The 25,629-nt window shown below is 44.2% G+C and carries 18 protein-coding genes; 8 read left to right on the forward strand and 10 right to left on the reverse strand.

Annotated features, from left to right (window positions below):
• Positions 1-10: 10 nt before the first annotated feature.
• Positions 11-862, reverse strand: a complete 852-nt coding sequence (locus OEZ43_07915) for a methyltransferase domain-containing protein (protein ID MDH5545501.1) — start codon at positions 860-862, stop codon at positions 11-13.
• A 370-nt stretch (positions 863-1,232) separates the two neighbouring features.
• Between OEZ43_07915 and OEZ43_07920 the strand changes: the two genes are divergently transcribed.
• The 4 genes from OEZ43_07920 to OEZ43_07935 all read left to right on the forward strand — a co-directional run bounded on the left by OEZ43_07920 (position 1,233) and on the right by OEZ43_07935 (position 5,968).
• Entirely contained in the window at positions 1,233-2,924 is a 1,692-nt protein-coding gene (locus OEZ43_07920; GenBank protein ID MDH5545502.1) for a carbamoyltransferase, read from the forward strand.
• Positions 2,925-2,926: 2 nt separating this feature from the next.
• Complete coding sequence (locus tag OEZ43_07925; protein ID MDH5545503.1) at positions 2,927-3,106, forward strand: hypothetical protein; 180 nt, start codon at positions 2,927-2,929, stop codon at positions 3,104-3,106.
• 18 nt (positions 3,107-3,124) lie between these two features.
• The gene (locus OEZ43_07930; GenBank protein MDH5545504.1) at positions 3,125-4,894 is read left to right on the forward strand and encodes an SGNH/GDSL hydrolase family protein; all 1,770 of its coding nucleotides are present in this window, start codon (positions 3,125-3,127) and stop codon (positions 4,892-4,894) included.
• Between the two features lie 309 nt (positions 4,895-5,203).
• Positions 5,204-5,968, forward strand: coding sequence for a class I SAM-dependent methyltransferase (locus OEZ43_07935; GenBank protein ID MDH5545505.1), 765 nt, complete (start codon positions 5,204-5,206; stop codon positions 5,966-5,968).
• Between the two features lie 225 nt (positions 5,969-6,193).
• On the opposite strand, the gene OEZ43_07940 is transcribed toward OEZ43_07935, so the two are convergent.
• Positions 6,194-7,426, reverse strand: coding sequence for a class I SAM-dependent methyltransferase (locus OEZ43_07940; protein ID MDH5545506.1), 1,233 nt, complete (start codon positions 7,424-7,426; stop codon positions 6,194-6,196).
• A gap of 398 nt (positions 7,427-7,824) precedes the next feature.
• Here OEZ43_07940 and OEZ43_07945 point away from each other — a divergent pair, with 398 nt between their 5' ends.
• Positions 7,825-8,505, forward strand: a complete 681-nt coding sequence (locus OEZ43_07945; protein ID MDH5545507.1) for a hypothetical protein — start codon at positions 7,825-7,827, stop codon at positions 8,503-8,505.
• Between the two features lie 302 nt (positions 8,506-8,807).
• Positions 8,808-12,329 (forward strand): tetratricopeptide repeat protein, encoded by a 3,522-nt coding sequence (locus tag OEZ43_07950; protein MDH5545508.1) that lies wholly within the window; start codon positions 8,808-8,810, stop codon positions 12,327-12,329.
• Positions 12,330-12,472: 143 nt separating this feature from the next.
• Here the strand turns inward: OEZ43_07950 and OEZ43_07955 are convergent, their stop codons facing one another.
• A complete protein-coding gene (locus OEZ43_07955; protein ID MDH5545509.1) occupies positions 12,473-13,234 on the reverse strand; it encodes a Stf0 sulfotransferase family protein in 762 nt (253 codons plus the stop codon).
• A 377-nt stretch (positions 13,235-13,611) separates the two neighbouring features.
• Here OEZ43_07955 and OEZ43_07960 point away from each other — a divergent pair, with 377 nt between their 5' ends.
• A complete protein-coding gene (locus OEZ43_07960) occupies positions 13,612-14,760 on the forward strand; it encodes a class I SAM-dependent methyltransferase (GenBank protein ID MDH5545510.1) in 1,149 nt (382 codons plus the stop codon).
• 14 nt (positions 14,761-14,774) lie between these two features.
• Here OEZ43_07960 and OEZ43_07965 read toward each other — a convergent pair whose 3' ends face one another.
• Complete coding sequence (locus tag OEZ43_07965) at positions 14,775-15,923, reverse strand: glycosyltransferase family 4 protein (protein ID MDH5545511.1); 1,149 nt, start codon at positions 15,921-15,923, stop codon at positions 14,775-14,777.
• Positions 15,924-16,086: 163 nt separating this feature from the next.
• On the opposite strand from OEZ43_07965, the gene OEZ43_07970 reads away from it, so the two are divergent.
• Positions 16,087-17,073, forward strand: coding sequence for a methyltransferase domain-containing protein (locus tag OEZ43_07970; protein MDH5545512.1), 987 nt, complete (start codon positions 16,087-16,089; stop codon positions 17,071-17,073).
• 15 nt (positions 17,074-17,088) lie between these two features.
• On the opposite strand, the gene asnB is transcribed toward OEZ43_07970, so the two are convergent.
• The 6 genes from asnB to OEZ43_08000 are packed head-to-tail and all read right to left on the reverse strand — an operon-like array spanning position 17,089 to position 25,602.
• Positions 17,089-20,793 carry an asparagine synthase (glutamine-hydrolyzing) gene (gene asnB / locus OEZ43_07975; protein ID MDH5545513.1) on the reverse strand — a complete coding sequence of 1,235 codons (3,705 nt, stop codon included), beginning with the start codon at positions 20,791-20,793 and terminating at the stop codon, positions 17,089-17,091.
• An 8-nt stretch (positions 20,794-20,801) separates the two neighbouring features.
• Positions 20,802-21,191 carry a hypothetical protein gene (locus OEZ43_07980; GenBank protein MDH5545514.1) on the reverse strand — a complete coding sequence of 130 codons (390 nt, stop codon included), beginning with the start codon at positions 21,189-21,191 and terminating at the stop codon, positions 20,802-20,804.
• A 33-nt stretch (positions 21,192-21,224) separates the two neighbouring features.
• Complete coding sequence (locus OEZ43_07985; protein MDH5545515.1) at positions 21,225-22,454, reverse strand: ATP-grasp domain-containing protein; 1,230 nt, start codon at positions 22,452-22,454, stop codon at positions 21,225-21,227.
• The gene (locus OEZ43_07990) at positions 22,451-23,596 is read right to left on the reverse strand and encodes a methyltransferase domain-containing protein (protein ID MDH5545516.1); all 1,146 of its coding nucleotides are present in this window, start codon (positions 23,594-23,596) and stop codon (positions 22,451-22,453) included. The genes OEZ43_07985 and OEZ43_07990 overlap by 4 nt, the downstream gene beginning before the upstream one ends.
• A 1-nt stretch (position 23,597) precedes the next feature.
• Positions 23,598-24,596: a hypothetical protein gene (locus OEZ43_07995; GenBank protein ID MDH5545517.1), complete on the reverse strand. Its 999-nt coding sequence runs from the start codon at positions 24,594-24,596 to the stop codon at positions 23,598-23,600.
• Entirely contained in the window at positions 24,574-25,602 is a 1,029-nt protein-coding gene (locus OEZ43_08000; protein MDH5545518.1) for an N-acetylneuraminate synthase family protein, read from the reverse strand. Before OEZ43_08000 ends, OEZ43_07995 begins: the two co-directional genes overlap by 23 nt.
• Between the last annotated feature and the right edge of the window lie 27 nt (positions 25,603-25,629).

The raw sequence follows: 25,629 nt of genomic DNA on the forward strand, positions 1-25,629 counted from the left end.
ATTTTTCAGGCTATTTAGAATCTAACTTGCGCGCGAGCACGACAAAAAAGCCAGGGTTATATTTTCCTTCTAGCAGGTCACGGCGTGCTTTTTCTTCAAACGCTCTTTCCAAATCAAGTAGCTCATCAATTGACCACGCTTTCGCAAAGTCGTTTATGGATGTGAAGCGAAGCTCCATATTTTCCTCTTCGAAGATCGGCAATAGCTCCTTGATGGTGTGCTGAGTTTCATATGGGTGCAACACCTGGTCCCTGAACCAGGACAAAATATGTTGTTCGTCATGCAGATCGCCATGTAAGCGCTTGTACTCGACAAACAAATTCTCTTCGCTGAGTTTTTGTCGTTTCAAGTCCTCGAAGTGCTGCAGAAATGGACTCCTCCCATAACGATGATACAAGCCTAAAAATAGATGACCTTTCGGCGCCAGCAACGTTCTACATATGTGACGTACCCCACCCAGGCAATCACTTGTATGATGTAAAACCCCGAGCGAAATGATTAGCCGAAATTTTTCAGCGGTTTCAAAGGAAAAAAGATCTGCCTCAAGAAACTCAGCGCCAGATCCCAAAATACCTTCAACCTCTTTTGATCGCTCAATTGCTACCCTGTTAAAATCGATACCTAAAACCTGACAATGATGATGATAGGCGATTGCATTGGAAAGCCAACCGGTTCCGCAACCAACCTCCAACACCCGCGTAGCAGGACGCAAAAACCTTTCGAGAACAGGGTATACGTCGCATATATTCATCTTCGCTATACGCTCCGCCGCCTCACTTGCACTCTCGTGAAAATTGAAAGGCATATCTCGATAGAAAGCCAATACGTCGTGCCGCGCAGAGCTTCCGGGCTGAAATTGCAAAGCATCCCCCTCTTGGCTTAGTTGTCGGCCGATGAAAGCCAGTGCCTGACGACATTATCAAACACCTTCACAAGCTTGCAACCACTAAATCCACGTTACACAAATGATTGTTTATCTACACTATTTATCCTTATAATGCCTTTGATGTCATCAATCCAGTTGACCGTAAACTTTCGTGAAAGGTATGACATGAGTGAACCCGGTGAAAATCCTCTTCATAGTCCTGAAAACGAGTTACTTGCTCGAATTTTTAAAGATATCTTGTCCTGTGTTCCAGATGAAACTTCGAATACAACTTCAGTTGAGGATTCGACATGGATAGAAAGTCCCATGCCTTCTGATTTGCATAGCCTCTATTAGAGGATAGAAAATGAACATACTAGGCATTTCTTGTTATTTTCACGATGCCAGTGCGGCTCTTGTTCAGAATGGCCGAGTTGTGGCTGCAGCCGAAGAAGAACGCTTTACCAGAAAAAAACACGACAACCGTTTTCCGGAGTCGTCTATCGACTTTTGTCTACGATTTGCCAAACTCGAGATCGATGATATTGATGCGATTTGCTATTATGAGAAACCACTGAAGAAACTCGAACGCGCGTTAGTCACGGCGGCCAAACATCAAAAGGCGGGATACGAACTTATTCAGACCCAAGTAAGCCAGGCACTACATGAGCAGTGCTTTCTTCCCGCAATTCTTGAGTCAAAATTCGACTACACCGGAAGGATTCTGTATTCAGATCATCATTTGTCACATGCCGCGTCCGCCTACTACTGTTCACCTTTTCGCGAAGCCGCAATTCTTACAGTAGACGGCGTCGGGGAGTGGTCTACCACTCTGCAAGCAACCGCAACCGAAACAAACATCACCAAACTCCGTGAAATTCATTATCCCCACTCACTAGGGATGCTATACACCACATTAACGGCGTTTCTTGGCTTCAAGGCCAATAATGACGAATATAAAGTGATGGGATTGGCGCCTTATGGGAAGCCCAACTATGTTACACAAATTAGAGAACTGATTAAGCTGCATAGCGACGGATCATTTAGCCTCGATATGCGCTATTTCTCCTTCGAACACAGCAAAACCCAGATGTACACCTTTGCACTAGAGAGTCTGCTCGGCCCAGCCAGGAACAAAGATTCCGTTTTGGAGAAGCGTCATATGGACATTGCGGCGTCACTTCAAATTGTCACAGAGGAAATTTTGATTGCGCTCGCGCGAAACCTAAGGGAAATGACCGGACAACGCAACTTGTGCTTTGCGGGAGGTGTTGCCTTAAACAGCGTAGCAAATTGGAAGATTTTAAAAAGTTCTGGTTTTGAACAAATGTGGATACAACCTGGCGCAGGTGACAATGGTGCGGCTATTGGCGCTGCGCTAGTTGCGCACCACAACCTGGATTCCAGCAAAACCAGAACGGTAGAGCCCTTCACCCCATATTTGGGCCCTTCTTATACTCGTGATCAAATCAAATTCGAGCTCGACAAAAATGCGGCCATTTATACTGAGCTATGCGAGGATGAATTGTGCTCCAGAGTTGCCGACCTCCTAAGCAAAGATCGGATTATTGGATGGGTACAAGGACGAATGGAATTTGGCGCACGCGCTCTGGGAAATAGAAGCATACTTGCCAATCCCGCTCACCCCGATATGAAAGAGATTCTTAATTCCAGAATCAAGTTTAGAGAAGAGTTTCGTCCATTTGCACCTGCTGTTCTGGCTGAACATGCGGAAACGTATTTTCAGTGCAATATTGAATCACCCTATATGCTGTTTGTCACCCCTGTACGGCAAGGAAAAGACAAAGTCATTCCTTCTGTTACGCATATCGACAATACTGCGCGTTTGCAAACAGTTAGTGAAACCGATAACCCACGCTTTCACAAACTTATCTCCAGTTTTTACCAAATCACGGATATACCAATACTTATCAATACTTCGTTCAATATCAGAGGCGAACCAATAGTGTGCACACCAGAAGATGCCTTAAACTGTTTTGAGAATACAGATATTGACTATCTGGTTATAGAAAATTTTCTGGTCGAGAAAGAGTACTAGCAATGGCACACAGCAATTACTCGAAAGAAGACTTTCATAAACTGCTTGAGCAGCTGAAACGTCAACAAACCGCTCCTGACTGGCTCATTCAGTGCTTGGCAATCGCGGCAACTAATATCGATCATTTTCCATTCAAGGAAGACGATAATCGCTATGTTGTGGAATTTATTTATCCTCATTAGACTAATACGGATAAAAATATGCTGTTCGGAAGCAGAGAAATAGTTTCTCCTCAAATGGAGCCTCAAGGCGTTAAAAGAGTACTTTGTATCGGCGACTCCATGACATATGGCCAGGGGGTAAAATACGATGAGACCATGCCTCGTCAACTCGAGTCGCTACTAAACAAAACATTTTTGTCTCTTTCGTTTGAAGTCATTAATGCTGGCGTGTGCGGGCATTCTTTCTTTCACAGCCTATACAGAACCGAACCGCTTGTAAGCATATACAAACCGGATTTACTCATTTTACCTGTTTGCTACAACGACACCGACTTTCCCGGCGTCGACCATTCTCAACACACCTTTGAAGATCACATTAGGGATATGTGGAACGAGGAAGGAGAGTATTTTCCGCATTTCCTCCAAGCGTTAGACAAGTTTGATACTTTAGTGAAAAAACTCGAAACACCATGTTTGATAGTGTATTACTACTATCTGCCCTTAATGCACTCGTATTCACCTGCGGAAATATTGAAAAAACATTGTGCACAACGCGCATTTGACTATCTTGACCTATCACCTGTGTTTGGTGACCCTCTAAAGACAAAGGATCTTCTTCATCTTCGAGCCTCCGAAGTCGACTATCATCCATCTCCCCAGGCTCATGGCATTGCGGCCAGTCGAATATTGAAGGAAGTCATCAAGAATCAATATTTTTCCGAGCCTGACTTCGTCGATGAAACCGACATACTAGAGGATATTCATCGGCTAGTCGTGAAAACGCTCAAGACAAGCACAAATCCAATTACTGCTTTAGACTGGTCAATTGAAACACTTAAGGCCAAAAGGGCCTCAAGAAGACGTGACAAAATACCGAAGGAGAAGTCGTTAAACAACAGTCACTATGATTCAATACTGCAAGGGTTTGAAACGTCTTATCAAATCTGGGTGCAAGCTCTAAAACTTCGCTCAATGGTTGACAAACTTATGTCTGACGCTGGGCTTTGGTACAAGGCTACCTATGTTTGTCAGGACATGATGGATTGGAGGACTAAGGCTGTTGCGTTACTTGAGTCACAATGGATGGGAGAGTTAAAAACACCTAAGTCACTCATACGAAGTAACTCCTCCGTATCTGAGGCCGACTTGGTCCCGATAGGAGAGGTTCACTTTTCCGGCATTGAGGAACTGAATAGGTCACTCACTTTTTTACAGCGCTCTGCCACCAATACCTGTAATTTTGACCACCTAAATCACAAGCTTCTTCACACAAGCGGTGACCTTAAAAGGATTAGCAACATATACTTCACAATGCAAGATCTATACGATCAAGCCATTGTTTACTTTAACGATCTAAAGCGGCTCACAAATACACAATCAATATCAACAACGATTGTAGAACTAAATAAGTCTCTTGAAGTGACAAATACTGTATTAATAGAACTAACAAATAAACTACGGGGATACAAACATTCCAGCTTCAACACAGCAAGAAAATATGTAACTATCGAATTTGATTTACATACACCGAAATCTGCAGGAGGGAGCGTTAGGGTTACCATACAATCATATTTACCATCCTTTTTCTATTTTGAGTTTTCTATTTTGCGTAAACAGACTCACCAGAAAATTCAAATAAAGGCGCCTCTGTTTTTTCGTGCAAAAATCGACATCTACTACAGTGGTGGTGCCGAAGAGATAGAGCCAGAAAATCTATTTGCGTTTATCGAAAAGCCTGACGATAGACCGATACGCATGCGGTGCACGGAAAATCAATTTTCCAGCGATGAAATATTCATATACTCATAGTCAATAGCGTTTATCCTGCTTTTCGACTAGATTTTTGAACAAGAATTTACTATGTGCAATCATTCAACTAAGAACTTGAGTTCCAAGAAGGTAGTATTGTTCGGGTCAAGTCAACGAACAGAACATCTTCTTGAAATCTTGCCTGCTCGATACCATGTGATCGCCATAATCGATAATGACCTAGAGAAACAAAGTAGCTACCAGTGTAGAATAGAGATACTCCCCCCTTCTCAATTGATTGAGGTCTGTTTTGATTTAGTCATCATCTGCATATCTCAGTACAGCGAACCTCGCGACCAGCTACTAGATATGGGAATTAGTGAAGATAGAATAGCATTGTCTGACACCTACTTTTATAAATTTTACAACGATTTGTATGCACAATATAACTTTCCGGCAGGTATCGAACAACACAAATTTTCTAAAGATTTTTTACATCATTATGCAAGAGGTGTGGATTTTCACCCATCTTCTAATCTAATTACTAGCCTAAACCGCATCTCGATGCTAAGTAAATCTACCCTTCTCCTAATGCTATATTTCGCGAAAGTCGCCAATGGAAGAGTATTGGAGATTGGCCCGTATGTTGGAGGTTCAACAGTCGCCTTGGCGAAAGGTATAAGCGAAAGGTGTGGAGCACCCGTCATCACAATTGAAAAGGGCGGCAGCTATTTAGATCACCCCCTAATCCCGTCCGAGAATATAGTAAACGATTTAAGAAGTAATATAGCGTCTTACGAATTGACAGAAAATGTTTTCGTAATCGAAGGTTCAAGCAGAGATGTACATGTAGTAACAAAGGTAGTCACTGAACTTTCTCGAGATAAAATCGGGCTATTTTTCGTCGACGCCGACGGAGATGTAGAAGCGGATGTTAATACATACGGAAGATACTTCTCCGATAGTTGCATATTAGTTATGGATGACTATACGAGCAAAAGAGCTATACACAAGGCTGTTTTAGTCAGTAAATGGGTTAATGAACATATTGACAATGGTAGTGTAGAGTCATTTGGTGTCTTACCTTGGGGAACTTGGTTCGGCAGGGTAAGAAAAAACATTTGGCTATCATAAATAGGACTTTACAATCAGATTAATAAATTTGAAACTCAGTTCATTTTAGTTTATTAAACCATACGCAAAGAGTTAGCAGATCATTCCATATTTGGTACAACTCAAAAACTCTGGGTCTGGCATTTTTGTCGTCCCTTTGGACGAGAACAGATATAAATTTACCAACAACTATATCAACCGCATCTTTACAAAATTGGTTAGCATACAGCCTATACTGGGCTAATGTTATTTCAGAAAAGCCAACTGGTAGTGACGACCGTTCTTTGTAGGGTCACTGTTATCCGAAGTGGAAAAAAGCAGCCCACCTCTCCAATGAGAGTATCGACCGTCGCCTTTTTCTCGGATTACATTATGATTACAGTGGCGCTCTGACAGTGGCCTGCCATCCTCTAGCAAAATTAACCTCGAACGATAGAGGTTTTGTTCTGAATCCGCCTCTGATTCGTAATTTGCTAACTTGACATACCATGCGTGGCCTTGATCGCTACGGATGGGTTGATCAATATCAACAATACGTAAATTTTGCAAATCAATTTCTTCTGCTATGCTATTTCCCAAATCATCATACTGCGGTTTCATAAACTCACGTTTGCGGCCCAATACATGATAAGCAACAGGAAATTTCTCACTAACGTTCAAGGTTATAACTTCACTAAATCCATTATTGTGAAACCACCCATGTATAGTTTCCTCCTCCACAACCCAATTGTATGTAGTATTTAACATATCGAGATAAGTAGCGACATTCTCGGGACGGTCGGCGATTTCGTAGGCATATGCCAGTCTTTCTTCATTAGTTTTTAACTTCGTGTGATAATGCAACCGGTGCTGCAAAATATCTGCACGGCTGTGATATGTGGGCGCGTATACCATGACGTAGAGCTCTCCACCATTTTTTACTGAGGCCGCAACATTATCAAAAGCCAGCTTGGGGTCATGGGTACACATAACCACTCCCCAACAGATAGTAAAATCAAACCGGCTTTGTAGGTCTGGTCGGGTTTTAATCTGAAATATGTCCAACTTCTCCACATCTTGATTAAATCTCTTTACCGATTCCAAACCGGCCTCCGACACATCAATAGATTTAACCCGTGCACCAAGTGACATCAAAGTTTTCGTCCAGCGACCGGCACCACAGGCTGCATCAAGACAGTGTTTGTTTTCAAAGTGATTGGCAGAAAAATTCAAGTCGAGTTTTTGTCTCCCACCAATACCACGCGCACCAGCCGCCTTGTCATCACTTATCATGCCACTGACACCAGTTAAATCAAACACACGATCATCAATCCATGCATCATCAGTTTCTACGCCGGCCAGCTTTGTGAACCCCGATTTTTGCTCTAGAAACAAGCGCCACTGCAGATCAAACTGAATGCTGTACTCCACGGGTTGATACAGTCCACTGTAGGCATTCTTCCAAATCACCCTGTTGTCATCAAAATGCGGATTCTTCATCAAGGAAAACCTTTAATTGACGAGTAGTTAAAGTTACACGATACTAACACATTTGTTTTGTCACCCAAATATGCGGATGAAAAATGAACCCTTTTCGTTTTATCATTTCAATAGGCAATGTTGGCACCATTGCCATTCACAAGTTATTATCTAGCAATCAAGGAATATATGTACCTCCATATAGAGAATCCGAGTACTGGCTAAAGAACAGCCATCTCCTCGCACATGCCTCCGACACACCTATCATAATACAGACTCACTCGTATACAGACTTGTACCAACTACCATATTTACTCGGGACCACGCACGAAACCTTTTGCCTAAATGTGATCCGCAATCCGAATGATGGCTTGTTTGGATTCGCCAATGGGAGCCTTTTTCATTACATCGCAAGAAACATGTCTCCGCCGACAGATATTGCTGCCTTTTTTTCATCACTTTTTCGTCAGCTTCCTCAACATCATTTTTTGGAGGCTATAAAGATTTGCCAAAGGGCGGGTAAACATGCCGCCATAGATATGTCCGCGTTGTCGCCGCCTGCATTATCAGCAACCACGGAGCAGTTGAGTGTATTTTTCGAAATAGAAAACCGTTTTTCCCCTATCTCGATAAAAGAAAACAGTCAGTTTGACAGGTTTCTTTTTGAGAAAGGCATTGAGTTGAATATAAACGAAATGCCATTTGTCATTCGATTGTCCAGTTACGGAGAGATTGTTTATAGCCAGTTTGCACATTGTATCGCTAGGCTTGAATGTCCTGAATGTTGGCATAAGTATCTTTCGCCGCATAGAGAGATTCATGCATACCTTCAGCTCACAGAGAAATTTAATAACTTTCGAATACCAGTCAACACATACAACTATATCGTTAGGTCATGCCAAGCACAAATGGAGGAAAAGTTTGATGCCATTAGCAGTATGCTGCTACACGAGTTCGAGGAATGTATCGCGATATTTGACGGGGTAAAACTCAGTTCCCTTGAGGGTGTTTTCCCTGTTTCCATATCAGAACTGATGGCGAACATCGAACGTGCGTATCAGGATTTCTACCCTGAGATTGCTCAACTATGGAAATGTTGATACGCCGGTTATTGCATTTTTGACTTCCATACCCCTAAACGATAATGCCCGCATACCTCGAAAATTCATGAATGTCTGACATTTTGTTTTGCAGCCGATTGGCAATATAGATTCTCCCCCTACAAAACATGAAAACAACAAATCTCACGCTCTACTCAAAGCGCTATATATCCCGATAGCACCGGCCATCCTGCCTCCGGTGGACAAATTGTCGTTGGGCGTAATTTTTGCTTAAGGTTTAGCAAAACACATACAGCATTAGATGTGATTTTTCGTAAATAGAGGCATATATAGCTTACCCTATGAAATTCGATCAAACCTGGGCAAATGAGACTGAGAAACTTTGGAATCGAGGAGAGAAGGGCGCCGTTGAAACTAGGTGTCTATCTGCGCTCGGCGAATCACAGGAGAATTTTCTTGCCCACTATATACTTGGAAAGTTGTATGTAGAAAACAATAGAACTGATGATGGAATAAAGCATCTTAGCCTTGCACTAAATCGCTCGATTAATGATGTTGATATATTGACCTTGCTTGGGAAAGGCTATCTAATCAAGCAGGATTGGCACACGGCCGCCAAGTATCTGTCGCAAGTACAATCTTTAAAACCCAATGCCTATGAACCGCTTTATTTGCTCGGCATAGCTTACCAAAATTCTAACAACATGGAATTGGCAATACGTCATTATCTTAGTGCGATAGAATTGAAGAATGACTTTCCCATTGCTCACAAAAACCTCGCCAAGTGCTATGTATCAAAAGGAAAGCACTACGAAGCAATTCAACATTTTGAACGCGCGAAAAAACTTGGAGTAGGAGGCGAGTCCTTTGAGTTAGTATTGTATAAGCTCTATATTTCAGAAAAGATGTATGACTCTGCGCAGGCTATTGCTGAACAGAACGCTATTTTGAAAGAGGATGAAAATCTAATTAAGCTTGTGATAACAGCTATTGAAACTTTACGCTGTTTTCCTAACCATGACAATGCTCTTCAGGATAGCTTAAACCGTTATATTTCTTATGCCAACTATACCACTTCACTTTCGCAAGCCAACGTACCAACGGAGTTCTTGAAGACTATATGTATCGCATTACAGAAAGTCTACGACAAATCCAGTCCTAGACATTTGTGGCAGCTAGCAGTTCTTTCTTCGAATATTGGAGATCTTATTGGCTTTGAACGATGCCTAAAGAGTATTACCTCAATCGACAATAGTGACTTTATTCTCACCGAGTTAGGTATATTCTATTTTAACCGCAAAGAATACATAACGGCCGAGAAATACCTTACTCGTGCGATAGAAGCGAACCCAAATAACTTCAATGCACTGAATGCCATGGGAGGGATATACTTCACTGGACGGAAAGTCTGCAATTGTAATACAGCTGCCGATTACTTTTCTCGTGCTTCCGTGTTGAACCCAAACGACAGCACTATTCATCAAAACCTTGGCTTAGCCTATTTGCGAACGTCGAGGCCAGAACTAGCCATAGACGCTCTTAAAAAATCCCTCGTTCTAGACCCTGACAATGCAGAGGCACACAACAATCTTTCTCTCGCACTCCTAAGCGCAGGGCACATCAGAGAAGGTTGGATAGAACACGAATGGCGACTAAAAATCAGAACTCACAAGCGGAGAGCCTTCACCTTTCCTCAGTGGCAAGGTGAAGACCTGACCAACAAGACTTTATTTCTACACGCTGAACAAGGAATCGGCGATGAAATACTATTCGCCTCTTGTCTAACCGACGTCGAAAAGCTACAAGGTAAATTTATCGTCGAGTGCGATAAACGCCTAATCAAGCTCTTTTCTCGAAGCTTTCCTACGATGCTCTTCGTCCCCAGAAACGATATTACACTTCAACATGACTGGAATGACATTGGAGTTCCTGATTATCACGCACCTCTCGGAAGCCTACCGATATTTTTTCGCAACTCAATCGAGGATTTTTCTGAGACCTGCAGGTATCTTCATGCTGATTCACAACGAGTAGACTTTTGGCGTAAACAGTTTAAGAAAACTGGCCCGCGAAAAAAAGTTGGCTTCTCTTGGCGCAGCGGAAGTACTGGTTTCGGGCGTCCCGGATATGTCTCGCTAGGGGACTGGAAACAGCTTTTTCAATTTACTGACAATATAGACTTTATCAATCTTCAGTACGATGACATCTCGCAAGAAAATGACGACCTTGAGAAAAGATCCGGATTTAGGCTTTCGGTTATCGATGGTGTCGATATAAGAAATAATATTGACGAACTCGCTGCTTTGATATCCGCTCTCGACCTGATCATAACAGTTGGCAACATAAACGCACCTCTCGCGGGCGCCCTTGGAAAACCAATATGGCGCCTTAACAGCAAACGAGGGAACGATCCCATGCGCCTGGGAGCGGACAACTATCCCTGGCATCCGTCTACTACATTGTTAAATCAAGTATTCCCAAATGAACGAACGCTTTTCAGTGCGCTGGGACATTGGTTACGTAACTTTAGACCATTCATTAGTCGAAACCATGAACTATTTGACCAACTAAAAAGTGGCCTTATTAGTCAAGCAAATGTACAGCTACACAAAAATGAACAAATCTCCGTAAAAGCAGAATTATGTCCCATTATGGAAAAGATTTTGAATCCCAATCCGGACACATATGATTACGATAAAAATACATATGAATTTGAAAAAAGTTCTATTTGGAACAGAATGATATCGCTTGACTCATCAATAGAAAACCACGTACCAACAGGATTGATCGCAGACTTTATCTACAATTTCTTTCGTCACGCACCGATCCTCAACAATAACTTAGAAATGATGGATAGAATTGAGAAGTCAACCACATCGAATTGCGTATCGCCAGATATTCTTTTCGCTTTGTACGAAACTCTACCTGCGATTGCCAGAGACGGAAATAAGGAATTTACGGAGTTTGCTTCAAAAACCTTGTTAAAGAGAACGATAAATGACCGACAAAGTACTAACTATATTATCGACCGACTTTACGATGCAGGAAGTCTTCAGATTGCACTAGAAGTTAGCGAAGGGCACACTTTTTCTCAAAGCCCCTTAACACAGAAAAAATGGAATGGAGAAATACGCATTGACGATGACCTAGTACTGGATATACGCCACTATTGGGAAAATGCATTTTTATGGAGCCCGGTACTACGCTTTCTCAACACCTTAGAAAGCCACATCACTATCATTGCCCCAAGTGGCACAATTGAAACGTTGAAAGGACTGTATTCTAATATAAACTTTGTTAGCACACTCGAATCTTCATCACCTGTCGACAAGCTCTATCACGCCACCTTAGAACGATTTATTTTACACCTTATAAGAAGTAACCATATTACTATAGAACAGCCGGTGAAACGATTCTTCTTATTTGAAGACAGTGAAATTAAATTCAAGAACAAACTGCCACGGATTGGGTTTTATACAAGAAACCCGCAATATCTATCCAAAGCATACACTTCTGACATCCCAGACTACAACTTTTTCCATCTAGACAATCTGCTAGAAGACATATTTGATTTCGATAGCAAAGAATTTGATCGTCACACTCATATAATTTCTGAAAACTTATCGGCAATAATACACTGTATCGAGGGTTTCGATCTATTTATCACTGATACTTTTTTAGGATATATATCGTCTAGCATGGGCATAATGACGATTTTATATAGTGATGCACCATCACCATACCCTCAAGTGTTTCCGCAAAATGGTGGAATCCGATGGAATAATTTCCTTAAGCTAGAAACCAGAATACCCAATATTGAAAAACTAATTAAAGAATTATCTTTTAGAAAAAACAAACAATAATCACCTAATACAACTATGAATTTAACCGCATAAGAGTATGCCGTCACCCACAACAGGCAATTCTACAATAACAATTTGAATTATATTTTCAGACTATTCCATTCACCTGAAACTATACCTTTTCGAATGCCTTTTTAGACAAACTAACTAATTTCTGTACTCGATAGAAAATTATAAAACGCTTCTGCCCATTTTTCGTTTTCCTCATCAGCTTGCTTTCTTAGAGCTTTCTCGCCGATTTCGATCGCATTCCATCCTTCAACATCGATAAACTCGAGCACATTTCGAATTGTTTTTTCATAATTATCGACAAACTCCTCATAAATAACTCGATAAGGTGAAACATTTATTTGTTTAAAGTAATTCTGCCAAAGCTCATCTTCTTTCAATAGTCGTTTATATTGTTGAAATACGGTTTCATGATCATATTCTTTTGCGGTTTTATATTCACCTTTTTCTTTTGCCTCGTCCTCTTGTCGACTGGTAAAGTAGCCGGTTTTTATTGCCTTTACCATTGACACCGCTTGCCTGACCTTATCTCGCCTGGAAATGTAAATATATTTTGCGTTGGGAAAAATATTTTCTAATACTTCGGGGGCATTGAAATTCGACCATTCCGGTATAGATATGTAAAAACGCCTCATATCCTCTAGATTTTCCCACATGATCTTTACACCAAAGCACCCATTTTCAGTAGTACCTTTTTCGTACATCCTCCTGTTAAACTCTTCGGGTGAGTTTTTCCATAGAGCAGGAAGCGGACCTTTCTCCCCGCGTAGATGCATATAGTACTCCAAGGGAATGCCTGCAATTCCTGAATCAACTAATCCTGCGTAGAGGAGGTTACTTCCGGTGCGATGGGATGCACAGATTACATAGCATTTCTTAGGCGTCGATAAATTCATAATATCCTTTCGTCAATATTCAAACAAAGCACAGGCGCAATCTACTTTTCCCGTTGAACAATTAACAACGGTGCCTCGCTCCAGCTGGCCAAACACGATACTGGGGCGCCTACATTTAAGAGTCTCAATTATCCCCACCCTATGAACAACAACGAAATCATTCAAGAATTTTGCCACAATTGACTAGCCGTAAAGAGACCTTCAAACTGTCTATTCTACAGAACGGAGACGGTCTGTCGCTTGTGACAGCGGTTATCAGAATTGTTATCCAAGTGGTGAACCCCAAAAAACCGCAAAGCATTTTGTAACAGGATCAATTTGCTTTTATAATCCATTGAAACCATTCTATAGCTCAATAGCGAGACAAATTCACGCGTATGAACAAATCAACTGTTGCCCCTGAATCCGCGGAAACGATCCGTTTCGAATTCGGCAAAAACTGGCAGGCCTTTCTGACAGAATTTGATCATGACAGACTTGAAACGTCCAGAAAGCATCTTCTTGACACCCTGCAACTGGAAGATCTACAGGGCAAAGACTTTGTTGACATCGGCTGCGGCAGCGGCTTGCATTCACTTGCTGCTTATTTTTCCGGTGCTCGTCAAATTATCAGCTTTGATTTTGATCCCGATTCTGTGGAAGCGACTAAGTCTTTAAGGGAACGTGCGGGCCATCCTGAGAACTGGAAGATAATCGAGGGCTCGGTGCTGGATCGCGATTTTATGTCCTCGCTTCCCAAAGGCGATATTGTCTACTCATGGGGCGTTCTCCATCATACTGGCGATCTGTGGAATGCGGTGAACAACTCAATAATACCGCTCAAAGATGATGGTGTTTACTATATCGCCTTATACGCCGACGAGGTATATCAGAACCCGTCACCTCAGTACTGGATCGATATTAAACTAAAATACAATCGCGCAGGCCCTGAGGAAAAAAAGGAAATGGAAAACTGGTACGCCTGGGAGCGAGTACTCAAGGGCAGAGCCATGCAAGGGGAAAACCCGTTTACCATAATCGATGAATATAACAAAAGCCGGGGTATGGAATTCTGGACAGATGTTCGAGACTGGCTGGGCGGCTACCCAATTGAATTTTCCACCAGTAGCGATGTAGCTCGATTTTGCTACGAACGCGGACTGAATATCGTCAATATAAACAGTGGACACGGAAATACCGAGTTTGTCATGACAAAACAGGCAATCAGTCCCGAGAACGACTATTTTGTCGAAGAAATACCAATAACCCGACCTTTCATCCTCGAAGACGGCGCATGTTACAAAACACACTTGCCCGAGCAGATCGCTATCGCCAATACCTCTGACAATAAAACCCGCTCCCCACTCATGTTGTTCGAAGACGGCGCCTTGATAGGATTTCCGCATGCACCTCTTACCGCTATTAAAGATAAAGGCGAGGGCCGCTTTAACCACACAGGAGAATATCTGTACTTTTCCAGCTCCGACAACTCCGACCCGAATATAAACAATAAAATCTATACTCTTTGGCGAAGAAAGCAGCGCTGAGAGCTATATTTACTTCAAGGCACTGAAATGTGGCCTGTGATGTTTTCGAATATATCGGCATATCGTTTTGTCATGTCGGCAAAGGTGATATGTCGCCGGGTCAATGCAAGTGATTTTTCCGCCATAGCCTTTCGTTTTTCGACATTCGCACATAGTAAGCCAATAGCGTTTGCCAGGGCATCAACATCCCCTGGCGCGTATTCCAGGGCATTTTCTCCGAACTCTACCTGCTCCGCGATACCGAAAACATTGGTCGTAATGATGGGCAAACCACATTCCATGGCCTCGAGTATGATACGTGGATAGCTCTCGTTTCGAGAACTGCAAATAAACACATCAGCCGCTTGGTAGCCATCAAGAATCATATCCGTCTTGGGTAATAAACGACAATCTACCTGTCTGCCCATACAATAGGCATTCATTGCCTCGCTATATTCACCACCTGCATCCCCAATAAGAACCCCTACGGCCGGCACTCCGTCTACCTGCACGCGACTTAGCGCCTGCAAAATATCCATCTGACCCTTGCGCTCGTGAAATGTGCCAACACAAAGAAATACGCAGGCATCGGTAGGTATCTGATGCATTTCTCGCCACGATTCACGACTCAATCCTGTTTTTCTATTAAGAAATTCGGCCGTATTTAGTGCATTGGGAATACAATCGTCAGCAATTTCTGCGACGCGCTCCTTCCATAGCGTTTTCGTAGCCTGGGAGACAAACACAATCTTGCTCGCCTTCGAAAGCGCATCCATAGCCAGCTCCAGTCTGCTGCCCAGATACGTCTGCCAATAATCTATACTTTGACTTTCTCTGATATTCCACACTGACGGCCGACCACTACGATGCGCTGCGATGATTGCCGGGTAGGCTAAAAACGTATTGCCATAAACCATTTCGATTTCCAGTTTTTCAATTAAATTGGCTAGTTCACCGATAGCGGTCTCGATTTCCTTTTCGCGACGAAGCATACCTTCGGAAAATGGCAGGCTCATCATCGATATATTTTTCTCCTGATATCTTGCAGCAAGCGGCCCGTTTTGGAATGACATCACTATCGGTTCTAGATCGGATTGTGTTGAGACAGCCGATATCATCTCAAACATGCTGATAGCCGCGCCCTCAAGATTAAGGTTATGACTGACGGCCAGGAGTTTCATCATCTTGCATTTCCGAATTTAGGCATAATTCATTATACTGATCCCTCTCTGACAACAATAGACACGTACGACAGAAGTTGCACACGAGTTGAGTTAAAACATCAAATCATATGAAATTTTCCCTCAAATACAGTTTTCTTGTGTCCTTGTGTAGAAGAACTACCCTATGAAGGAATCACTTTACAAGGAATATCTTTCGGAGAGATTTGATCTCAGCGTCGATACACGAGAAGACGATGAAATTTTAGAAGGAAGCCTTGTCGCTCGAGACGAAAAGCAACGCAATATTCCCATAAAAGGTGGAATACCCAGATTTAGTGGCAACGGTAATTATGCCGAGAATTTTGGACTTCAGTGGAATGTCTTTCGTGCGACACAGCTGGACAGCGTTTCAGGCAGACCTATTTCCACCAAAAGATTCTGGACAAACACCAAATGGACAGAGGTTGAGCTAAAAGGAAAAACGGTATTGGAAGTCGGCTCTGGAGCCGGCCGGTTTACCGAAGTGCTTCTGGCATGTGGAGCGAAAGTTGTCAGTTTTGACTTTAGCGGCGCGGTAGAAGCGAACTACACAAATAACAGAAACAAAGGCGACCTATTCCTTTTTCAGGGTGATTTATACGATATTCCGTTTCCAGACAAATATTTTGATTATGTATTTTGCTACGGTGTACTTCAGCATACGCCAGATCCGGATGCAGCCTATCGATCAATATTTTCCAAACTAAAACCCGGTGGGAAAATTTCTATCGACTACTACAGAAAACTTGGCCTGATATCGCCCTGGTCTACGCCTAAAAGAATCTGGCGACCAATATGCTCGCGATTACCTCCAGCCCTGTTGTTGAAGATCATTAGGTTTTATATTCCAAAATATCTGCCGATAGACACTTTTATAAGAAAAATTCCGAAAATCGGTTTCTATCTCGCAGGCCTGATACCCATTCCTTGCTGGAATTACACAAGACTCGGGCTGTCAGATGAAGAAAGACGGATATGGGCGATCATGGATACGTTTGACGCATTAGGTGCGCGATATGACCAACCCAAGACGCTGGAAAAGATTAGTGAAATGGTAGAATCAGCGGACAACAGCTCTACCGATATATTTTATGGCAGCAACGGCATAGTTGCCAATGTGGTCAGAAAGTAGAATTACCTGGGCGACTTATACTGTTTCCTCTTCTTTCGAATCTTGCCGAAACAGTTTGAGATAACTTGCCACCAGATTGTCGACGCCGAATCGCTCCTTAACCGATTTATACGCATTTTCACCGAGAGTCCTGGCAAGTTCCGCGTCCTGAAGAACAGTCAATACTGCATTGATCAGAGGGCCCGGTTCACTGGTATCAAAGACTAAACCTGAATAGTTGTGCTGTACCGCCTCGGCGGCCCCACCCGCAGCGGTAGTTACGATTGCTCGTTTAAGATATTGCGCCTCAAGCAATGAGTTAGGCGTTCCTTCCAGCCAGGCCGTCTGTAATACCACATCGGCGGCCCCCAGATAGGTAGACACCTCGGTTTTTCGACCAAGTAACTTCACGGTGTCGCCAAGACCACGTTGTTGTATTTCAGCCTCCAGTGATTTTCGCTCCGGTCCCTCGCCTAATACCAACACTTTGAGCGAGCCGATCACTTTTTGAACGCCATGAACAACATCTAAGAACAACATGGGTTGTTTCTCACTGGCCAGGCGAAATACGCCTACCACTAGAGGAATATTCGATGCATCGTGTTCACTACGCAGCGCTCTGACTTCTTCGTCGCCTGGAACATGTATCGTAGAGAAGTCGACGCCGTTTCTCACTAATTCTACGCGGTGTCGTTCCACACCTATCCAGTCAGCATAACTATTATTTCCTGATTGTGAGTTACCTGTCATCTGAACAGCGCCTGAGGAAGCGAGCGCTCGATAATATGGCTTGTACCACCGATGATAAAACTCGAAGTTTTGTGGATGATGATTTCTGAAAGAGATGTAAATTTTCGGAATCCTGGCAAGAAGACCGGCGAGACCTCCCATAAGGTTTGGCTGATCAAGATAGCAGATTAGCGTATCGGCCTTCCAGGAAACCAGATGACTAAAGGCATGCCATACATATTTACGCATGAACGCCGGAAGCTCACCAATGAGCTCTATCGGCAACGTCAGATTGTCTACCGGGATATTGGATTCATCAAATCCATCGCACGATTGTGTACCCGATACTACTTCAACATTTTTTCCACGCAACAAGGAAAGATAATGCGCTCCCCCTCCCTGCAAACCGTGCAAGGTTATCACTTTCACTTTCTTGCCTGACGCGGCCAGCCCAACCGCAAGATTGGATAATTGGCGTTCTGCACCACCAGAACTGAAGTCGCTAATAATCAACGCTATTCTTTGTGATTTCCAATCGCTTGCATTTGTCTTCTGACTGGACTCCTTTGCCCAAGTCGCGATGCGTCGAAGGACTTTTTTCTCGCGGGAACTCATTGAATACCAGGAATGTAGTTCCGATACCAGCTGTACGCTGCGAGACAAGGTATCGCGCCGAATTAACCCGGTGTTTTGGCGAAACAGCCATTCGGAAGATACTTCTGGAAAGAGGCGACGACCAATGAATGGAAGCTGTCGAATAAAATCATCTCGAACAAGTGATTTCTGAAAACGGTGAGGCAATTCCTCCGCCTTACTAAATACCATCGGCGTCCTTTGTCTCTCACGGGAATTTTTTTGCGTATCGAAAGACTCTCTAACCCACTTTGCATTCTGGTAGTAATATACGGCTTCTACATTCTGACTCTGCAATTCAAGGCGAAGCTTCTTGTCCAACCCTCCTCTATCAAGAAGAATCACGGAAATTTTTTCAATCGAATATATCCTGGAAACCATTTCCAGCACGGTAGCAGCGTTCGCCGACCAGTCTGCGGTAATGGTATCCTCGGTATCATCAGCCCATTCGGATACCACATATTTTACGTTAGGAAGAAAGCTTCGCCAACGGGGGAAGATTCTTGTGGCCAGACCAATAACATCGGCATGCTCCTTCGCCAGTGCCAGACGTAAACTACAAATCATCAATGCATCAACCTCAGCCGGAGGCTTTCCAGCACTGTTCTGCAGATACTTATCAAGATGCAATAGCGACCACAGCTTATAGTCGCAATTATCGCCACCTTCTTCTATAGATTCAAACCATGATTCTACCCCTGTCCTGCTCGCCCAAAATGTCCGGCGGTTACGGTTTGTAATCAGACGCGTTTTTGCCAGCGTCGCCAGCGCTTTTCCCGCCCATTGATAAGACGGAATACCAAAGCCGCGTTTGGGCTTCATCATCCACTCTCTTGGAAGGTAACGTGACGCCAGGTGTTTCAATAAATATTTGCCAACGCCCTCATGCATTAAAACCGACGTAGGCAATTTTTCCGCGAAGCGCGCGACCTCCAGATTTAAAAAAGGTGTCCGCACCTCTAAACCGTGCCGCATGCTCATTCTATCCACTTTGGCCAACACTGCGCCTGGCATATAGTGATTAACATCAGTCTTGCGTAAACTGGAGAACACATCGATTCCGGAGGCGTCGACCTCGTTCTGTAGCGAACGAATAAAATCATGGTGATGTTCCTGATGTCTACCAATAAGACAAGAAACCTCCGAATCATTAAACACGAGAATTCTATTGCTGTAATAACGACGCCCGGCGGAGGATGTCTGACCTGCAAGCGTTTCTTCACTCAAAGTCTGGCTATATCTGCCGTATCCACCAAACAATTCATCCGCGCCATCGCCTGAAAGCGCCACCTTGACTTCCTTTCGTGCAAATTGACACAACAGATAGGTAGGAAGAAGCGATGTATCGCCATTGGGCTCGTCAATCAAATCACCCAGATGATCGCCAAGCACCAGGTCGTCGGGCGATACCAGATAAACCCGATGTTCCGCGCCCAGGTGTTTTGCTATTTCTTCAGCCTCGACATGTTCACTGCCAGAAAATCCTTTAAAGCCTGCTGAAAAAGCCTTAATGGGAATTCCTAGCTTTTTTATCGCCAGAGCGACTACTGTTGATGAATCTACGCCTGCGGACAGAAATGCACCGACCGGCACATCTGCACGCAAACGACGTTTTAGACTGCGGACTAAAATGTCCTCGAGCTCATCAGCCAATTCATCGAGTGATGCATGCCTTGTGTTTTCACCTGGCCTGAATTCGAAATAGCGTTTGGTCTGCAGCGGCTTACCTCTAGCCAGTGTTGCATAGTGTCCGGGCAAAAGCTTTCTAGCGCCTCGGTATATCGTAGATTCCCCATCGAAATATTGTGCACTAAGGTATTTGGATACTTCCTCATACGGCACCACATCGTCAAAAGACGGAAGATGTAATAGCGCCTTCAATTCCGAGGCGAAACCGAAATACCTATCGGTATGCGTGTAATAAAACGGCTTTTCCCCGAACGGATCACGCGCCACGAAAAGCATGTCCTTACGAACATCATATAGCGCAAAAGCAAACATTCCATCCAGGCGAGACAGCATGTCTGCACCATATCTTCTATACGCCTCAATCAGGACTTCAGTATCAGACTGCGTACGAAATACATGACCAGCCCCTAACAATTCGCTGCGCAACTCCAGGTAGTTGTATATCTCTCCATTGAAGCTTATGCAGAATGCCTGGTCATGAGACCACATGGGTTGAACGGCCTGGTCGGACAAATCAATGATGCTGAGACGTTGGTGGGCAAGTCCAATGCGCGCATCATTATCGATCCACAAGCCACTTGCGTCTGGCCCCCGATGCGCGATGGTAGCGGACATTTTTTCCAGACAGCTTTTCAGCTGATGACTATCCAGACACTTTTCGAACTGAACTATTCCCGCAATTCCACACATACGATTCTCTATTCCAATAGTGTATAAATAGAAAAGAGCACTAGTGCGATCAGTGCAACGACTATTACCGCCAGACACCCGAACGCATCCCAGGGAAATTCTGGCGAATGCCCTCGTTCAGCATCGTTGGCGACAACGATATGTTCTTTGGTTACGCCCAGGGTAAGCAATTGATCATATATATCAGATATTGAAGTACTGGAAATCAGCACAATATCGTAGTCGAATTCACGAATTTTCGACGGAGCAATCACCGGCACACCTAATACTGTGCTTCCATGTTTTCCCGGGTCATTATCCGAAAAAGCCAATACCTGCACGTGTTGCCCCAACTTAGGCAACACCTCTCGGCCTATCAATCCCGCCCCAAAAAGAATGACTTTGGTCTTATGTAACATGTCCAACCAATTCCGATGAACTGCCGAAACTATTCAAGTCGTTCGAGTTTCAATGCCAATTAAATTCACGCCGCGCAGCGCATTTTTTTCCGCGAGTTCCACGCTATCTCCCTCGGCGATCACAAACGCCACTCTGTCTGCAGAATTATAGTAAGGCCCGATTCTGTCCCCAAGCTTCCTTATAACAAACACTTCAGCCACGCCTGGTTGACTTCTCGCAAGATCAACGCCGTCAATCTTAGTGATTACGCCGGGCTCAGGAAACACAGACATCACAACCGCCCCCTTATTCCAACGGTGCGCGATATCATCCATATCCAAAGGCATGCCAACTGCTAATTTTAGCGCCGCCAAAATATCACGTGATCCATACGCGAGGGGCGAGGCATATTGACAGTGAAAACCTCCAGAAAGCCTGGCTGTCAGTTCTATTAATGAAATGCTGCCATCTCTGTCTATATTGATATCCACTTTGTGCGCGCCAAAGTCTATCCCTATCAACCCGGCAACGTTTTTTGCAAACTCAAAGCATTCCCGTTGCTTCTGTTCCGACAACAGTGTCGTCGTAAGCTTTGTTTCACAAGGCCAACGCGGAGAGATGTAATGAGTGTCAATAATGGACAATAGTTGGCGATTTTCGTCGTATGCAATCATTTCAACCGTGTGTTTGCTACCTTCCAGACATTGCTCGACAATAACCTGCTTATCATCACCCAGATTGAATTGACGAGCCAGATGAAAGGCATCGCGCAACTCATGTGCAGCATCTATACGTTGAACGCCTCTTGAAGCGCAGTTGGATACAGGTTTGATCACGCAAGGGAGACCAACGAATGCTATCGCTTCGTCTAGCTCTTCTGCAGAATTGATAACGCGATACCGCGCCTTTGCGTGAAAATCCAATGCGTCCAAACACTGGTGCATACGAATCTTGTCATTACAGTCACGTGCTACTGAAAGCGGTATGCCGGGAAGTTTCAATTCTTCTGCAATCGCAGCAACGGTAATCTCAACATCGGCGCCACAGGTAAACACGCCAGCTATGTGGTGACGAGAGGCAAGCTCCCTGGCCTGTTCGACAGTCTTGTCCACATCCTTCGTACTCACTTCGACGGCGATGTCCGCATACCGCATTCCGGGCGCATTCACATCCATGTCAAATGCGATGATTCCATGCCCGAGATCTTCTCTGGCGTGGACGTACGCAGGAAAAACCAGATCGCTCGCGCCAATAATAATTACCCATGATTCGGGTGAATTCATCTATGCATTCCTTCCGGAAAAATATCTCTATAAAGCCCGTAGGCCAGTTTATCAGGAAATCTGGTTTTGAGCTTCCTGAGCATAGTATCCTCAGCAGAAAGGCTAGAGACCAAAAACACATCTGCCAAAGCGACTCTAGCGTCGTCACTATGGAAAATGTGAAAATCCGCGATTTGCTGTCCTTGCTTGCCGAGATCGTCGTCGATGACCCCGTCTATTACTCTAGCTCCGATTTCACAAAGTTCAATCACGGCCCTGGTATGCAAGCCGCCACCATAGATCGTCACTATTTTTTCTTGCTCATGCCATTGTTTTAGTAAATCGCGTAACTTCAATTTATACGCCGCCATGCTATGAAAAAAATTACGAATGTAGTCTTCGCTGTTCGTATGGGGAATATTATCATCATCAAATTGTTCAATCTTATTGGCGACGATCAGGTAGCTACTGGGTGACATCGTTGTTGTTGGCTCATTTGTGCTAAATACAGGCATTAGGCCCGCACGTCTTAGCAGGAATTTAACATGATCGGGATGAAAGGTATGGCGATGCCAGCCTTTGGCGATATAGTAGAATTCAGTAAAATCGTGAGGCAACGTCAAAACATTGGGTACAGCAATAATTACGTGGCCACCCGGTTTTAACTTGCTACGCAGTTGTATTAGAAAGTCTAGCGGATGCTCAAGGTGTTCCAGGACATGGAATGCCGCAATCAGGTCTAGACTGTTATTCTCGACATGCGCTTCGTGAAATAAGGCATTTTCCACTTCCAGATCAAAATGCTGGCGCGCAAAACGCGATTGAACCACTGACGGTTCAACTCCCCTGACACGCCACGAGTGTTTAGCCATCAAATGCAGAAAGTGGCCGTAGGCACAACCAATCTCCAGCATTTCCCCTGGCGTAAATGCCTTCACATATTCCAGCCTGGATTTTGCCAGTTGATTGATGACGTTGTCATCTCTTAACAGAAATGCCTCATCATAGCTTTGCGAGTATTCGCTATAATCCGCCCGCACCTCTGATTCGATAAGCGAATAGATGTGACCACAATTCTGGCAAGCTCCGACGGACAAACCTGTATTGGACCAAATCGACTCAAATGACGATGAATGGCAAACTGGACAGCTTCTGCTTTCCATACTAGGTCTCGAGCAAGGCATTAATCAGTCGCTCTCCGCCGCTACCATCGACCAATGTCGTTGCAGCGCTTCCGAACGATGTAAGCTGTGTACGGTTTTGAACAAGCGCGATCAACTGTGTGGCTAATTCATCGACTGATGACGATGTATATATGCCTGTCTCGATCGCAGGCCAATTATCGTAGGCCTTCATTAGCGATACACCAACGAGGTGATGTGCGTCTGTCGGCTCGATCAGGAAACACCCAAGCCCGACGGCAAACGCCTCTAGCATGCTCACGCCTATCTTGGTTACCACAATATCGGCAGACGAAAGAACTCTTCCAACCTCGCTAATGCCAACATGAATGGTAGCCTGTAAATTGCCTGCGTATTGTTGCAGCGCTGCCGTTTTTTGACTAGGATCCGTCAGCAATATTTCGATTTTCCCGTCAAACTGAATTTTATTTAAAGCTCCTAGAAAACTGGAAAGATAGTCTTCGCTGAAACCGCCACCAAGCGCAAAAACAATCGTGGTGTACTTCCCTAGACCCGGACTTGCCTTGGCTTGATAATTCAGCACATCAGATTTCAATACACAGTAATCAAAACCGTAAAGATAACGAACGTTATCACTGTGTGCTAATGCGGCGATTCTATCTGATGTCATCATAGCGTCAGACACGATGTTTGCCTTTGTTCTGGCCGGACCGCTGTCATCCATAAGCAGAACGACTTTTCCTTCCGCCATATCTTTTTCGACCACTTCAAGCGGACTACCAACAGGCACGTCGCGAATAATATAAGCCACGGTCTCTGATGCGAATGGATCAGGCAATGCTATACCAAACGCACTCATGATATGGGTGGTCTCAACATCGACTGGCGCAACAGTTGCCCGTATTCCCTGTTTCCGGGCCTGCTCAGCCAGCGCAAACGATCTATGTAAATGCCCGTATCCGAACTGCTTAGATGCATGTGTATAGATAATGAGGTCTTCATTCATTGACGAAGTCAGCATAGTTAACCAGTTGGCCCGCCAATACTGGTCGGACAAGCTTTTTCCCAACCAGAGACTCCATATGCCGTGGTTCAAATTGCCCTTCTGCTGGACGAAGGGCCGCCATATCCAGCTCGCTTACCGAACATCCTTCTTCCATGCTTCGCCTCCAGTACAATGAACGACGCCCGCCTATTCGTCCTCCCTGCTCAGTGCGCATGCAACGTTTTTCGCCGTTACCGAGAGCACTTTCAATTTCGCGAATCCGTGCAATCATTTGTGAAAATTCATTCATTTCCATTGCAAAAGGACTGTCTGGGTGACCGGCGTCTCTCGAAAAAGTAACGTGTTTCTCAATCACACGCGCTCCTAAGGCGACTGCCCCTATCGCTGTTGCATCTCCCGGATAGTGATCGGAAAACCCGATAGGCAAATTGAAAAAGTTCGCCATATTGGGTATCGCACGAAGATTGGCGTCGCTAATATCTGGTGGATAGGCGCCAACACAATGCAATAGTATTGTATTTTTTCTTGCATCGCCTAATGCGTCCAAGGCAGCTTCTATCTCTGCATAATCTGACATCCCGGTCGATAAGATAACGGGCAAACCCATGCGACCAACTCTGCGTAGCAATTGTGTATACGTCAGATCGCCGGAGGCAATCTTGATTGCCCGACATCCTATTTCATTCAGTAAATCGGCGCGATCCAGATCAAACGGGGTCGATAAAAAGTCTACGCCGACAGTGTCGCACTCCTGTTTGAGTTGCACATGCCACTCAATTGGCAACTCGTATTTTTGGAGCACGGGAATTGCCGCCGATGGTTGTCCTGTTTTCTGATCAATTCCATTTTGTAGCGTTGAGGTATTCCAGGATTGAAACTTCACCGCGTCTGCGCCGGACTTCGCACACGCGTGCACATAGTCCCTGGCTAGCGAAAGATCGCCACCAAAGTTTGAGCCTATCTCGGCGATCACATAGGTTTTTTGGTTTTGTAAAACTTCGTCATACCAACTTGTGCTCATATTTTGTTCCTATCACGTATTACTGTT

The sequence above is a fragment of the Gammaproteobacteria bacterium genome (genome assembly GCA_029881255.1).
GTDB lineage: Bacteria > Pseudomonadota > Gammaproteobacteria > S012-40 > S012-40 > JAOUMY01.